At 64.4% G+C, this 12,997-nt stretch carries 14 protein-coding genes; 7 read left to right on the forward strand and 7 right to left on the reverse strand.

Annotated elements, in window-relative coordinates; translation table 11 throughout:
- The first annotated feature begins 182 nt into the window (after positions 1 to 182).
- The 3 genes from gap (H8B03_RS07525) (at position 183) to H8B03_RS07535 (ending at position 3,222) form a co-directional block, all read left to right on the forward strand.
- Positions 183 to 1,187, forward strand: a complete 1,005-nt coding sequence (gap, locus tag H8B03_RS07525) for a type I glyceraldehyde-3-phosphate dehydrogenase (RefSeq protein ID WP_193141101.1) — start codon at positions 183 to 185, stop codon at positions 1,185 to 1,187.
- Positions 1,188 to 1,379: 192 nt separating this feature from the next.
- Positions 1,380 to 2,381: a type I glyceraldehyde-3-phosphate dehydrogenase gene (gene gap / locus H8B03_RS07530; protein ID WP_193141102.1), complete on the forward strand. Its 1,002-nt coding sequence runs from the start codon at positions 1,380 to 1,382 to the stop codon at positions 2,379 to 2,381.
- 175 nt (positions 2,382 to 2,556) lie between these two features.
- On the forward strand, positions 2,557 to 3,222 hold the full coding sequence (locus tag H8B03_RS07535; RefSeq protein WP_193141103.1) for a PEP-CTERM sorting domain-containing protein: 666 nt from the start codon (positions 2,557 to 2,559) through the stop codon (positions 3,220 to 3,222).
- A 66-nt stretch (positions 3,223 to 3,288) separates the two neighbouring features.
- Here the strand turns inward: H8B03_RS07535 and coaD are convergent, their stop codons facing one another.
- The 3 genes from coaD to H8B03_RS07550 form a co-directional block, all read right to left on the reverse strand.
- Positions 3,289 to 3,783: a pantetheine-phosphate adenylyltransferase gene (coaD, locus tag H8B03_RS07540; RefSeq protein ID WP_193141104.1), complete on the reverse strand. Its 495-nt coding sequence runs from the start codon at positions 3,781 to 3,783 to the stop codon at positions 3,289 to 3,291.
- 98 nt (positions 3,784 to 3,881) lie between these two features.
- Positions 3,882 to 4,316 carry a CBS domain-containing protein gene (locus tag H8B03_RS07545; RefSeq protein ID WP_193141105.1) on the reverse strand — a complete coding sequence of 145 codons (435 nt, stop codon included), beginning with the start codon at positions 4,314 to 4,316 and terminating at the stop codon, positions 3,882 to 3,884.
- A gap of 96 nt (positions 4,317 to 4,412) precedes the next feature.
- Positions 4,413 to 5,291: a LysR family transcriptional regulator gene (locus H8B03_RS07550; protein WP_193141106.1), complete on the reverse strand. Its 879-nt coding sequence runs from the start codon at positions 5,289 to 5,291 to the stop codon at positions 4,413 to 4,415.
- A gap of 98 nt (positions 5,292 to 5,389) precedes the next feature.
- On the opposite strand from H8B03_RS07550, the gene H8B03_RS07555 reads away from it, so the two are divergent.
- A complete protein-coding gene (locus H8B03_RS07555) occupies positions 5,390 to 6,889 on the forward strand; it encodes a CoA-acylating methylmalonate-semialdehyde dehydrogenase (RefSeq protein WP_193141107.1) in 1,500 nt (499 codons plus the stop codon).
- 103 nt (positions 6,890 to 6,992) lie between these two features.
- Here the strand turns inward: H8B03_RS07555 and H8B03_RS07560 are convergent, their stop codons facing one another.
- Positions 6,993 to 7,589 carry a lytic transglycosylase domain-containing protein gene (locus H8B03_RS07560; RefSeq protein ID WP_193141108.1) on the reverse strand — a complete coding sequence of 199 codons (597 nt, stop codon included), beginning with the start codon at positions 7,587 to 7,589 and terminating at the stop codon, positions 6,993 to 6,995.
- A gap of 139 nt (positions 7,590 to 7,728) precedes the next feature.
- On the opposite strand from H8B03_RS07560, the gene ssb reads away from it, so the two are divergent.
- Positions 7,729 to 8,253 carry a single-stranded DNA-binding protein gene (ssb, locus tag H8B03_RS07565; protein WP_226925764.1) on the forward strand — a complete coding sequence of 175 codons (525 nt, stop codon included), beginning with the start codon at positions 7,729 to 7,731 and terminating at the stop codon, positions 8,251 to 8,253.
- Between the two features lie 64 nt (positions 8,254 to 8,317).
- Here the strand turns inward: ssb and H8B03_RS07570 are convergent, their stop codons facing one another.
- Positions 8,318 to 8,869 carry an RSP_2648 family PIN domain-containing protein gene (locus H8B03_RS07570; protein ID WP_193141109.1) on the reverse strand — a complete coding sequence of 184 codons (552 nt, stop codon included), beginning with the start codon at positions 8,867 to 8,869 and terminating at the stop codon, positions 8,318 to 8,320.
- Positions 8,869 to 10,074, reverse strand: coding sequence for an RSP_2647 family RNA methyltransferase (locus H8B03_RS07575; RefSeq protein WP_193141110.1), 1,206 nt, complete (start codon positions 10,072 to 10,074; stop codon positions 8,869 to 8,871). Before H8B03_RS07575 ends, H8B03_RS07570 begins: the two co-directional genes overlap by 1 nt.
- Positions 10,075 to 10,238: 164 nt before the next feature.
- Here H8B03_RS07575 and edd point away from each other — a divergent pair, with 164 nt between their 5' ends.
- Positions 10,239 to 12,056, forward strand: coding sequence for a phosphogluconate dehydratase (gene edd / locus H8B03_RS07580; protein ID WP_193141111.1), 1,818 nt, complete (start codon positions 10,239 to 10,241; stop codon positions 12,054 to 12,056).
- Between the two features lie 14 nt (positions 12,057 to 12,070).
- Entirely contained in the window at positions 12,071 to 12,715 is a 645-nt protein-coding gene (eda, locus tag H8B03_RS07585) for a bifunctional 4-hydroxy-2-oxoglutarate aldolase/2-dehydro-3-deoxy-phosphogluconate aldolase (RefSeq protein WP_193141112.1), read from the forward strand.
- Here eda and H8B03_RS07590 read toward each other — a convergent pair.
- Positions 12,708 to 12,992, reverse strand: a complete 285-nt coding sequence (locus H8B03_RS07590; RefSeq protein ID WP_193141113.1) for a hypothetical protein — start codon at positions 12,990 to 12,992, stop codon at positions 12,708 to 12,710. The genes eda and H8B03_RS07590 overlap by 8 nt on opposite strands.
- Positions 12,993 to 12,997: the final 5 nt, after the last annotated feature.

A 12,997-nucleotide genomic window follows, 5' to 3' on the forward strand; every position in this document is an offset into this window, starting at 1 on the left:
TGGCCGAACAGGAACCGGCGCACAACGGTATACAAACGCATACATGTTGGCGATAACAGGTCACCTTTTGCGCTAACACGTTCACTTTAAATATGTTTTTGCTTCCCATCTTACCGGTATCTCCCGTATAGGAACGCCAGACAGAGACTGTGACACCGGTCGCACACCGTGGGAGTTCATTCATGACTGTAACGATTGGCATCAATGGTTTCGGCCGCATCGGACGCTGCACCCTGGCCCATATCGCCGCCAGCGCGCGCAACGACGTTCAGGTCGTCAAGCTCAACGCGACCGGCCCGATCGAAACCAGTGCCCACCTGTTGCGCTATGACTCGGTACATGGCCGCTTCCCCGGCGAAGTGAAGATCAAGGACAACACCATGGATCTGGGCCGCGGCCCGATGGAGGTGTTCTCGACCTATGAGCCGTCCGAACTGGATTGGTCCGGTGTCGATGTGGTGCTGGAATGCACCGGCAAGTTCAACGACGGCAACAAGGCCGACGTGCACCTTGAGCGCGGCGCCAAGAAGGTGCTGATCTCGGCCCCGGCCAAGAATGTGCACAAGACCGTGGTTTACGGAGTCAACCATCGCGATCTGGACGCCGGGCACACCTTGGTGTCGAACGGCTCCTGCACCACCAACTGCTTGGCGCCGCTGGCCAAGGTGCTGAACGATGCCATCGGGATCGAACGCGGCATCATGACGACGATCCACAGCTATACCGGCGACCAGCCGACGCTGGACCGCCGCCACAACGACCTGTACCGCGCTCGCGCCGCCGCCATGGCGATGATCCCCACCTCGACCGGTGCCGCCAAGGCCCTGGCAGAGGTTCTGCCGGAACTTGAAGGCAAGCTGGACGGCTCGGCGATCCGGGTGCCGACGCCCAATGTCTCGGCCGTGGATCTGACCTTCGAAGCGGGCAAGGATGTCACCGTCGAGGACGTCAACGAGGTGGTCCGTGAAGCCGCCGCCGGCCATATGGGCGCCGTGCTGGGCTATGATCCCGAGCCCAAGGTCTCCATCGACTTCAACCACACCACGCAGTCGTCGATCTTCGCGCCCGACCAGACCAAGGTCGTCGGCGGGCGCACGGTACGGGTTCTGGCCTGGTACGACAATGAATGGGGCTTCTCGGTCCGCATGGCCGATGTCGCCGCCGCCATGGGACGCCTGACCAAATAATTCCCTCTCCTTGCGAGACTCCTGTAGGGTCGGCCTTGTGCCGGCCCTTTTCGCGTGTCTTCACCTGCCGCGTGACACGTTAACGCGGTTGACCAGGATGGCGTGTATGGCATAGGTACCGGCATAGAAGTTAGCGCTATCAACGTCGCGCCATTTTTCGGTCGCGACACAGGCCCCTGTCTGGAGGATCCCATGACTGTCAAACTGGCCATCAACGGATTTGGACGTATCGGTCGCAATGTGCTGCGAGCCATTGCCGAAAGCGGCCGGACCGACGTGGAAGTCGTCGCCATCAACGATCTCGGCCCGGTGGAAACCAATGCCCACTTGCTGCGCTTTGACAGCGTGCATGGCCGGTTCCCCGGCGAGGTAAAGGTGGATGGCAACACCATCGACATCGGGCGCGGCCCGATCGAGGTCACCACAATCCGCGATCCCAAGGAATTGCCCTGGGACGGTGTCGATGTGGCGCTGGAATGCACCGGCATTTTCAACGACCGCGAAAAGGCCGCGATGCATCTGCAAAACGGCTCCAAGCGCGTTCTGGTTTCGGCCCCTGCATCGGGCGCTGACAAGACCATCGTTTATGGGGTCAACCACGACACGCTGACCGCCGAGGATCTGGTGGTATCGAACGCATCCTGCACCACCAACTGCCTGTCGCCGGTCGCCAAGCCCCTGCATGACGCCATCGGCATCACGCGCGGGTTCATGACCACGATCCACAGCTACACCGGCGACCAGCCGACACTGGACACCATGCACAAGGACATGTACCGCGCCCGCGCTGCTGCCATGTCGATGATCCCGACCTCGACCGGCGCCGCCAAGGCCGTGGGTCTGGTGCTGCCCGAGTTGAACGGCAAGCTGGACGGCGTCGCCATCCGCGTGCCCACGCCGAACGTCTCGGTCGTGGACCTGGTGTTCGAAGCCAGCCGCGACACCACCGTCGAAGAGATCAACGCGGTCATCCGTGCTGCCGCCGATGGCCCGCTGAAGGGTGTGCTGGGCTATACCGACGCCAAGAACGTGTCGATGGATTTCAACCATGACCCGCATTCTTCGATCTTCCACACCGATCAGACCAAGGTGATGGATGGCAACATGGTGCGAATCCTCAGCTGGTATGACAACGAATGGGGCTTCTCGAACCGCATGGCCGATACCGCGCGGGTTCTGGGTCAGCTCATCTGATCGGTTCCGCCGATCCCAGACGTATCTGACAACGGCCCTTCGGGGCCGTTTTCGTTTTCGGTCACGATTCCGCCCTCGCCCCGGCATTAACCGTGAGGTCACCCTTTTCTTGAGACAGCCTGCCCCGGAAGCGTAGAACCGCCTCGGTAGAGTTTCCCGGTTAGGAGTCAAAGTCATGAAAATCACGGGTATTGTCGTCGCCACCACTTTGGTCCTGTCGTCGGGGGCCAGCCATGCCGCAAGCTATCTGGGCGAGTTCTGGGACAGCACGCGGGGCTTCCGCAGCGTTGACGACGCCATCGGATTTGCCAATTCGACCACGACCACGGGACAGTTCGTGTCGACGATGATCGACTATCCCAATGGCTGGATCGGCTCCATCTCGGACCGCCGCAGCATTTCGGACTTCCTGGGCGTCGATGCGGCCTCGTATACGGGCACCAAGCCCACCAGCCTTCAAACCAGCGTTGTCCGCATCTCGGGCCGCTTCCAGCCCGGCAGCGGCACCAAGACGTTTTCGGTCGGTTCGGATGACGGCTTCGCGTTGAGCATCAACGGCACCGAGATTTCGCGCCGCAGCAGCCCGCGCGGCTTTGGCTACACCAATGTGTCCTATGACGTCGGCAGCAATCCGGTGGATTTCGTGCTGACCTACTATGAAAACTATGGCTACACCGGTTTGCACTTCAAGATCGACGGCAAGACCGTGACGGACAGCATTGCCGTGGCGCCCTCCAACACGCCGGCACCTGTGCCGCTGCCGGCTGCCTTGCCGATGCTGGCGCTTGGGCTGGGCGCGCTTGGGGTGGCCGGCCGCCGCCTGCGCAAGCCGCGCGCCTGATGCACGAAAAAGGGGCCACCCGTTGCGGGGGCCCCATCCCTTGCCGATCGTTTCACGGTGGCTGCCCTAGCCCTGGAACTTTGCCACCAACTGGTCGCGCACATCGGCGCTGACGAACTTTGAAACATCCCCGCCCAGACGCGCGATTTCCTTGACCAGCCGCGAGGCGATGGCCTGATGCTGGGCCTCGGCCATCAGGAAGACCGTCTCGACCTCGGAACTCAGCGCCCGGTTCATCCCCACCATCTGAAATTCGTACTCGAAATCCGACACCGCGCGCAGGCCGCGCAGGATGACCGAAGCGCCCACATCGCGGGCACAGTCGATCAGCAGGTTTTCGAACGGATGGGCCACGATCTCGCACCCGGTGCCGGCGCTCAGCCTTGGCGCTTCGCTTTCCACCATGGCCACGCGTTCGTCGAGCGAGAACAGCGGGCCCTTGTCGCGGTTGATGGCGACCCCGACGACCAGCCGATCGACCAGCGAACAGCTGCGCCGGATGATGTCGGCATGTCCCAAGGTCAGCGGGTCGAATGTCCCTGGATAAAGCCCGATGCGCATGATGATGTTCCGTCGGTCGTTAGAATGCCCGGCAACGCAACAATAATAAGTTGCGCATTGCAAGAGACGTTGGGCCGCAGGCCTGCGGCCCGCCGGTTTCAGTAGCCCATGATCATGCCTTGCAGGGCATCTTTCTCCATCGACAGGGTGCTGAGCTGCGCCTTGACCACATCGCCGATCGAGATCAGGCCGACCATCTTGCCGTCCTCGATCACGGGCAGGTGACGGAACCGGCCCTCGGTCATCTTCTGAAACACTTCCGAGCTGTCTTCGTTCATCGTGCAGCTGATCGGATCTGCGGTCATCAGGTCGTCCACCATGTCCGACATGCAGGACGCGCCGCGCTTGCCCAGTTCGCGCACCACATCACGCTCGGACAGGATGCCGATCGCCACTTCGCCATCGTCCGACACGATCACTGCACCGATCCGCTTTTCGGCAAGCAATTGCGCGGCGGATTCGACGCTGGTGCCCGGCTTGATGGTTACCACGCCGTCATCGGACTTGGAGTTGAGGATTTGATGGACTCGCATGGTGGCCTCCCGACACTCTCTCTTGAGCAATAATATTACCCTCGAGTCTCCGCCCCTTGAAGAAAGTGTCAAGCACTATCCGCAGGTCTGCGCAAATCAGTCTGCCGGTTGCACGGACGGACGGCTGATTTCCTGCGCGACCTGCCGCAGCAGCATGGAACGGAACCGGCGCATCCGGTCGAACCGGTTGTCGGCGCGACGGCTGGCCAGGTAATAGCTGCGATGGATGGTGAAGTCGGGTTTCACCCGCATCAGGCCGGGGTCCTGCCGCAGGGTGAAATCATGCACCAGTCCCAGCCCTGCCCCCTGCCGCAGCCATTGCCATTGCACCAGCACCGAGTTCGACCGCAGCACCCGCTGGCCCGAAATCAGGTCGTCGGGAATATCCAGCGCCGGGTCGATCAGATGTTCGGGAATATACGAGATCACCGGCAGGTCGCGCAGGGGATCGGCGACCGTGCCTGCCAGCCGCCGCGCCATGGCCAGATGAAGCTCGTAGTCGGCCAGATGCAGATGCTCGACCGCCTTGGCCGTGGGCGGGCTGAGCGTGACCGCCAGATCGACCTCGCGCCCCAGAAGGTCGGTTTCCCGCGCCGTGGCCACGACCTCGATCACCAGGCCGGGATTGTCGCGGGTCAGCCGGGCGCAGACCTGCGGCAACAGGAAGGTGGCGCATCCGTCCGGCGCCCCGATGCGGATCTTGCCGTCGATGTGCCGCCCCACTTGCCGGAAGCCGCCTTTGATGTCGGTGACCAGTTCCTCCATCGTTTCGGCCTTGGGCAGCAGGCCGTGCCCGGCCTCGGTCAGGTGATATCCCTTGGGAGATTTCGCAAACAGCGTTTCGCCAAGATCGTTTTCCAGCCGCGCCACACGGCGCCCCACCGTGGCCGCATCCTTGCCCAGATGCTGGGCGGCGGCGGTGATGCTGCCGCGTCGGGCCACCATCAGGAACACCATCAGATCGTCGGGCTGCATGGGCTACACCTGAAATTTTGCAAAATGACTTTGCCGAACATCCTATAGCTTCCGCATTTTCGCAATGCTAGGGTCGCGTCAAGTCAATGGAGGACGTGATGCAAGCAATCGGTCATTATATCAACGGCGCTCAGGTGCGGGGCACTTCGGGCCGCACGGCGGATGTCTACAACCCGGCAACCGGCGAGGTTCAGGCGCAGGTCGATCTGGCCACCGCAGCCGAGATGGACGCGATCATCGACAAGGCCGCAGCAGCGCAGCAGGAATGGGCCAAGGTCAACCCCCAGCGCCGCGCCCGCATCATCATGAAATTCGGCGCGCTGATCGAAGAGAACATGGACAAGCTGGCCGAGGTGCTGAGCCGGGAGCATGGCAAGACCCTGCCCGACGCGCGCGGCGACGTGCAGCGCGGCCTGGAAGTGGTCGAAGTCTGCATGGGCGCCCCCAGCTTCCTGAAGGGCGACTACACCGACAGCGCCGGTCCCGGCATCGACCTGTATTCCATGCGCCAGCCGCTGGGCGTGGTCGCGGGCATCACCCCGTTCAACTTCCCCGCCATGATCCCGCTGTGGAAGATGGCCCCCGCCATCGCCGCCGGCAACGCGATGGTCCTGAAACCGTCCGAGCGCGCCCCTTCGACCGCACTGCTGCTGGCCGAGATCTTCAAGGAAGCCGGGCTGCCCGACGGCGTGCTGCAGGTGGTGAACGGCGACAAGGAAGCTGTTGACGCGATCCTCGACAACGAGACCATTCAGGCGGTGGGCTTTGTCGGCTCCACCCCCATCGCGCAGTACATCTATGGCCGCGCAGCGGCCAACGGCAAGCGCGCCCAGTGTTTCGGCGGTGCCAAGAACCACATGATCGTGATGCCGGATGCCGACCTGGACAAGGCCGCCGATGCGCTGATCGGCGCCGGTTTCGGCGCGGCAGGCGAACGCTGCATGGCGATCTCGGTGGCTGTTCCGGTGGGGCAGGAAACCGCCGACCGCCTGATCGAAAAGCTGGTGCCGCGCATCGAGAAGCTGAAGGTCGGCCCCTATACCGCCGGCGACGACGTGGACTTCGGCCCGGTCATCACCGCCGCCGCCAAGGAGCGCATCACCGGTCTGATCGACTCCGGCGTGGACCAGGGCGCGAAGCTGGTGGTCGATGGGCGCGGCTTCACGCTTCAGGGCTATGAAAACGGCTTCTTCGTCGGTCCCAGCCTGTTCGACGAGGTCACGCCGGACATGGAGATCTACAAGCAGGAGATCTTTGGCCCGGTGCTGTCCACCGTGCGCAAGGAGACCTACGAAGAGGCGCTGCAGCTGGTCATCGACAATGACTACGGCAACGGCACCTCGATCTTTACCGCCGATGGCGACACCGCGCGGGACTTTGCCAGCCGGGTGAACGTGGGCATGGTCGGCATCAACTTCCCGATCCCGGTGCCGCTCAGCTACTACACCTTCGGCGGCTGGAAGAAGTCGGCCTTCGGCGATCTGAACCAGTATGGCCCCGATGCCTTCCGGTTCTACACCAAGACCAAGACCGTGACCGCGCGGTGGTTCTCGGGGATCAAGGACGGCGCGGCGCTGAACTTCAAGGCGCTGGACTGATCCACAACACATACGAAACGCAGAAAGCCCCGGCATCGACCGGGGCTTTTTCATGTGCGTGCAAGGCGCTTTCAGCGGCGGCGGTGCAGCCGGTCAGTCTCGACTATCCCGGCAGTCCAAGGATCTTGCGCACGTAGTTCTGGGTTTCCTTGTAGGGGGGCACGCCGTTGTATTTTTCGACGGCGCCAGGTCCGGCGTTATAAGCGGCCAGCGCCAGTCGCCAGGATCCGAACCGTTCGTACTGGCGCCGCAGGTAGCGCGCGCCGCCTTCCAGGTTCTGATGCGGGTCATGGGGGTCGACGCCCAGATACCTTGCGGTCTGCGGCATCAGTTGCGCCAGCCCGATGGCCCCCTTGGGCGACACCGCGCGCGGGTTCCACGCACTTTCCTGCTGCACCAGCCGGGTGAACAGGCTTTGCGGCACGCGATGCTTGCGCGCGACGGACTCGGCCACCGGCAGATAGATCCCGCGGTATTTCGAGTTCGACACGCCCGGCAGGCGGATCGCACCGGAAAAATCGGTCTGCGGCTGCAGACGCGAGGAATATTCGTATTGCTTCGAGGAGCGCCGATCCAGCACATCGGTCTGCGACTTGAAGATCGACGAGCGCGCCTTGCTGGACACGCGCGCCTGGTCACCCGCCACCGGGGCGGCCAGAAGACTGCCGATCAAAAGCCCTGCCAAGGGTGTCTTGCGCATGAGGTGCCTGCTCTGCTCTTTTGGCAAGCCATAGCCAATTTTTGCCCGCAATGCCAGCGTTCCGTCGCGCAGCGGCTGTTCCTGCCCGCGACTGCGTGGTTTAAAGCGATCAACAACAGGAATCGCGAAAGGCAACATCATGGCAGGATCGGTGAACAAGGTCATCCTGGTGGGCAATCTGGGGCGCGACCCCGAGGTGCGCACCTTCCAGAACGGCGGCAAGGTGGTGAACCTGCGCATTGCCACGTCGGAACGTTGGCGCGACCGCAACACCGGCGAGAACCGCGAACGCACCGAATGGCACAGCGTCGCGATCTTCTCGGAGCCGCTGGCCAAGGTGGCCGAGCAGTATCTGCGCAAGGGATCGAAGGTCTATCTGGAAGGCCAACTGGAAACCCGCAAGTGGCAGGATCAAAGCGGCAATGACCGCTACAGCACCGAGGTTGTCCTGCGCCCCTACAAGGGCGAACTGACCATGCTGGATGGCCGTTCCGAAGGCGGTAGCGGTGGCGGCGGAGGCAGCTTCGGCGGTGGTGGCAGCGGCGGCGGATATGACGATCGTGGTGGATCGGGCGGTGGCTATGGCGGCGGTCAGGGCGGCGGTGGCGGTGGCGGCAGTCAGCCTCCCTCCTCGGGCATTGACGACGACGAAATCCCGTTCTGAGCCCAGATCAACGGATTTGCGAGCCGCCCCCTTGGGCGGCTCGTTGCGTTTTTACCTCGGGGTGTCAGCTGCCCCGCGCTGCCAGCGCCTTGCCCAACCGGGGCAGCCGCGCCTTTTTCAGGATGCGGCGCAGGTCTGCCGGGGTCACGGGTCCGGTACAGAGCGGGGCCACGATCTGTTGCGCCAGTTGGGTCACCTGCTTTGGCCGGTCGTCCAGCGCCTCCAGCAACAGTTCATCTGGATGGCGCGGTCGCAGGCTGTGACGGGCCAGGGTTCGGCCCGGAAAATCGCGCAGGTTGAAGGTCACCAGATCGCTCGCCTGCGCGGCAAGGGCTGCGGCAAGAACATGCCGATCATTGTCGTCGGGCAGGCTGAGCCCCGATTCCACCGCCGCATCCGGCGCAACCTCTGCTCCCGGAAACAGCGCCTGAAGACTGGCGATTTCCCGTGTGACCTGCCCGGCCTGTTCAGGATGTTGGCGCAGCACGGCACGGCGCCATTCTTCAAGGATGCGTGCGCTCCAGCGCACCTCGGCCCAGCCCGTCTGCGCCAGCCCAAGGATCAGGGCGCGCGGCACCGTGGGATACAGAACGCAGGCATCGATCAGCAGCCGCATCACCAGACCCGGAAGAACAGCGCCTTGAGATAGCCGGATTCGGCCAGCTGAGGATGCTGCGGATGATCCGGCGCGGCATAGCCGGTGTGGATCACCTGCCCCTGTCGCCCGGCCCGTCCCAACCCACGGACAGACGCGGCGCGGAATTTCTCGATCGTCGCGGCATGGGAACAGGAACACAGGCCCAGATAGCCCCCCGGTGCCACCAGCGATGCGCCCAGCCGCGCCACGCGCTCGTAGGCGCGCAAGCCCGCGTCCAGCGACTGTTTCGACGGCGCAAAGGCCGGCGGGTCGCAGATCACCAGATCGAATTGCGCGCCTTCCTGCGCCAGCGTGGTCATCACCTCGAACGCGTCGCCTTGCCGGGTATTGAACCGCTCCGCGACACCGCTGGCCGATGCCCCCTGCGTGGCCAGAACCAACGCCGGTGTCGAACCATCCACCGCGAGCGCGCTGTCAGCCCCTGCGGCCAGCGCCGCCAGCCCGAAACCGCCCACATGCGAAAACACGTCCAGCACCCGCGCGCCCTGCGCCAGACCGGCGGCGAAGGCATGGTTGTCGCGCTGGTCGAAGAACAGCCCGGTTTTCTGCCCGCCCAGAACATCGGCCAGATAGGTGGCGCCGTTCATCGGCACCGGGATCGGCCCCTCGACCGCCCCGCGCAAGGGGCGGCTGGCCTCATCCAGGCCTTCCAGCTTGCGCGCCCGGCCCGCGCCGTTCATCAGCACCGTGGTGACGCCGGTGACATCGCTCAGCACGTCCGTGAGCATATCCAGTCGCGAATCGGCCCAGGCCGCGTTGGGCTGGATCACCGCCACATCACCGAACCGGTCGATGATGACACCGGGCAGACCGTCGGCCTCGGCATGGATCAGCCGGTAGAAGGGCGCGGCATACAACCGATCGCGATGCGCCAGTGCGCGGGCGATCCGCGCCGTCATCCAGTCGGCATCGACCAGCGCGGCGGGATCGGGATCCAGCACCCGCGCGATGATCTTCGAGTCCGGGTTGACGGTGACCAGGGCAATCGGCCCGCGCTCGGCATCTTCCAGAACCGCGAGCGATCCCGGCGCCAACGCCTTGGTGCGCCGGTCGGTGACCACCTGGTTGCCATAAACCCATGGAAACCCGTGACGAATGGGACGGGGGTCGATCTTCGGGCGCAACCGAATGGTGCCGGTCGCCGATGCGCTGGGGGCGTTCATGGCCGCTCCTGTTTGCTTGGGGGGTCTGCCGGTGATTGACGCAATTTACCGGAATGCGCAATCATCACCGTGCTCCTTCCTGCCGCAGCCTGTCGTTTCCACTGGCATTGATAGCGCTAACGGCTTATACGACGCGAGAATTCGCCAAGACGCCGGGAGGTCCCATGGCCCTACATCCAATCGTCGAGAAAGTCACAGACCGGATCCGTTCCCGCAGTGACAAGCCCCGCAACGCCTATCTGGCCCGGATGCGTGCTGCCGCCGAGGATGGCCCGGCGCGCGCCCATTTGACCTGCGGGAACCAGGCCCATGCCTATGCGGCGATGGGCGACCAGAAGGCCACGCTGGCCGGAGCGCGGGCGCCCAACCTGGGCATCGTCACCGCCTATAACGACATGCTGTCGGCGCATCAGCCGTTCGAAACCTTTCCCGATCTGATCCGCCGCACGGCGCAGACGGCCGGGGCCACAGCCCAGGTGGCTGGCGGCGTTCCGGCCATGTGTGACGGTGTCACGCAAGGTCAACCCGGCATGGAGCTGTCGCTGTTTTCGCGCGATGTGATCGCCATGGCGGCGGGCGTCGCGCTGTCGCACAACACCTATGACGCGGCGGCCTATCTGGGCGTCTGCGACAAGATCGTGCCGGGGCTGATCATGGCCGCGGCCACCTTCGGCCATATTCCGGCGATCTTCATCCCCGCCGGTCCCATGACCAGCGGTCTGCCCAACGATGAAAAGGCCCGTGTCCGCAACCAGTTCGCCGCGGGCGAAGTGGGCCGCGACAAGCTGATGGAGGCCGAGATGGCCTCGTACCACGGGCCGGGCACCTGCACCTTCTACGGCACCGCCAACACCAACCAGATGCTGATGGAGTTCATGGGCCTGCACCTGCCCGGCTCCAGTTTCGTCAATCCGAACACGCCGCTGCGCGAGGCGCTGACCGTCGCCGCGACCGAGCGGGCGCTGGCAATCACAGCCCTTGGCAACGCCTATACCCCGACCTGCGACGTGCTGGACGAGCGCGCGTTCGTCAACGGCATCGTCGGGCTGATGGCCACGGGCGGTTCGACCAACCTTGTGATTCACCTGCCCGCCATGGCACGGGCCGCCGGTGTGATTCTGGATCTGGAAGATTTCGCGGAATTGTCCGAGATCACGCCGCTGCTGGCCAAGGTCTATCCCAACGGTCTGGCAGACGTGAACCACTTCCACGCTGCGGGCGGGCTGGGCTACATGATCGGCCAGCTGCTGGAAGCCGGGTTGCTGCACGACGACACCAAGACCGTCGCCGGCGACGGGCTGGAGCTTTACACGCAAGAGCCCAAGCTCAGCGACGGCACTCTGACCTGGGACAAGGGCGCGGGCACAAGCCTGAACGACAAGATCCTGCGTCCTGCCACCGATCCGTTCCAGACATCCGGCGGGCTGAAGCAGCTTGCAGGAAACCTCGGGCGTGGTGTCATGAAGGTTTCGGCCGTGGCGCCAGAACGCCGCGTCATCGAAGCCCGCGCACGGGTGTTCCAGGACCAGGGATCGGTCAAGGCCGCCTTCCAGGCAGGTGAATTCACCGAGGACACCATTGTTGTCGTTCGCTTCCAGGGTCCCAAGTCCAACGGCATGCCGGAACTGCACAACCTGACCCCGACCCTGAGCGTGCTGCAGGATCGCGGGCTGAAAGTGGCGCTGGTCACCGATGGCCGCATGTCGGGGGCATCCGGCAAGGTGCCCGCCTGCATCCATGTCACGCCCGAAGCCACCGAAGGCGGTCTGCTGGCGCGCATCGCCGATGGCGACGTGATCCGCGTCGATGCCGAGGCCGGGGTGCTGGAGGTGGTCACCGAAGGCGTTGCCGATCGGCCTGCTGTGGAACCCGACCTTTCGGCCAATGGTTTCGGGATGGGCCGCGAGTTGTTTTCCGCCTTCCGCGCCAATGTTGGACCCGCTACATCCGGGGCCAGTGTGGCTCTGCCTGCCGACAGCTAATCGAAGGACACGACATGACCCCCCAAATCGCAAGCGAACGTCTGATCGCCGTGGCCCGCAAGGCGCCGATCATCCCTGTTCTGGTGGTCTCGGATGCCGGACGCGCCGCCGATCTGGCCCAGGCCCTGGTCGCCGGTGGTCTTTATGCGCTGGAAGTCACCCTGCGCACGCCGCAGGCGCTGGACGCGATGCGCGCCATGTCGGATGTGCCGGGCGCCATCGTCGGCGCGGGCACCGTGCTGACGCCCGATGACGCGCGCCGCGCCCAGGACGCGGGCGCAACTTTCGCAGTCTCGCCCGGATCAACCGACAAGGTGCTGGATGTCTGCGAGGCCATCGATCTGGCCATGCTGCCCGGCGCCGCCACTGCGACCGAAGCGCTGTACCTGCTGGAACGCGGCTACAGCTTCCAAAAGTTCTTCCCGGCCGAGGCCATCGGCGGCGCACCGGCACTGAAATCTCTGGCTGGCCCCCTGCCGCAGATCGCCTTCTGTCCGACCGGCGGTGTCTCGCTGGCCAATGCCAACACCTATCTGTCGCTGCCCAACACGGTCTGCGCCGGAGGCTCGTGGGTGGCCCCGGCCGATCTGGTGGCAAAGGGCGACTGGGACGGCATCACCAAGCTGGCCGCCGAAGCCGCAGCCCTGGAAGTCAGCTAGATCCCGGCACCCGCGCGGCGCGTCCCCCGCGCCGCCGGGGCAGCTCGGTTCCGGCCATCGCCTCGCGCAGAACCCCGGTCATCGGATGATCGGGGTTTTCCGGCGCGTGGATCTGCAATAGCTGCTGCGCGACACTGGCGGCCTCCACCCCGTCGGGGAGGGACAGCGCCCAGTCAAAAAAGATCGCCCGGCAATCCGCGGCGGTTATGCCGTCGATCCGGTAGCTGTCCGCGATCAGGTTCTTGGGATCGCGCGGGTCTCGCGTTATCGGTGCCATGGCAA

It is taken from the genome of Meridianimarinicoccus sp. MJW13 (assembly GCF_014901205.1).
In the GTDB taxonomy this organism is placed as follows: Bacteria; Pseudomonadota; Alphaproteobacteria; order Rhodobacterales; family Rhodobacteraceae; genus Meridianimarinicoccus.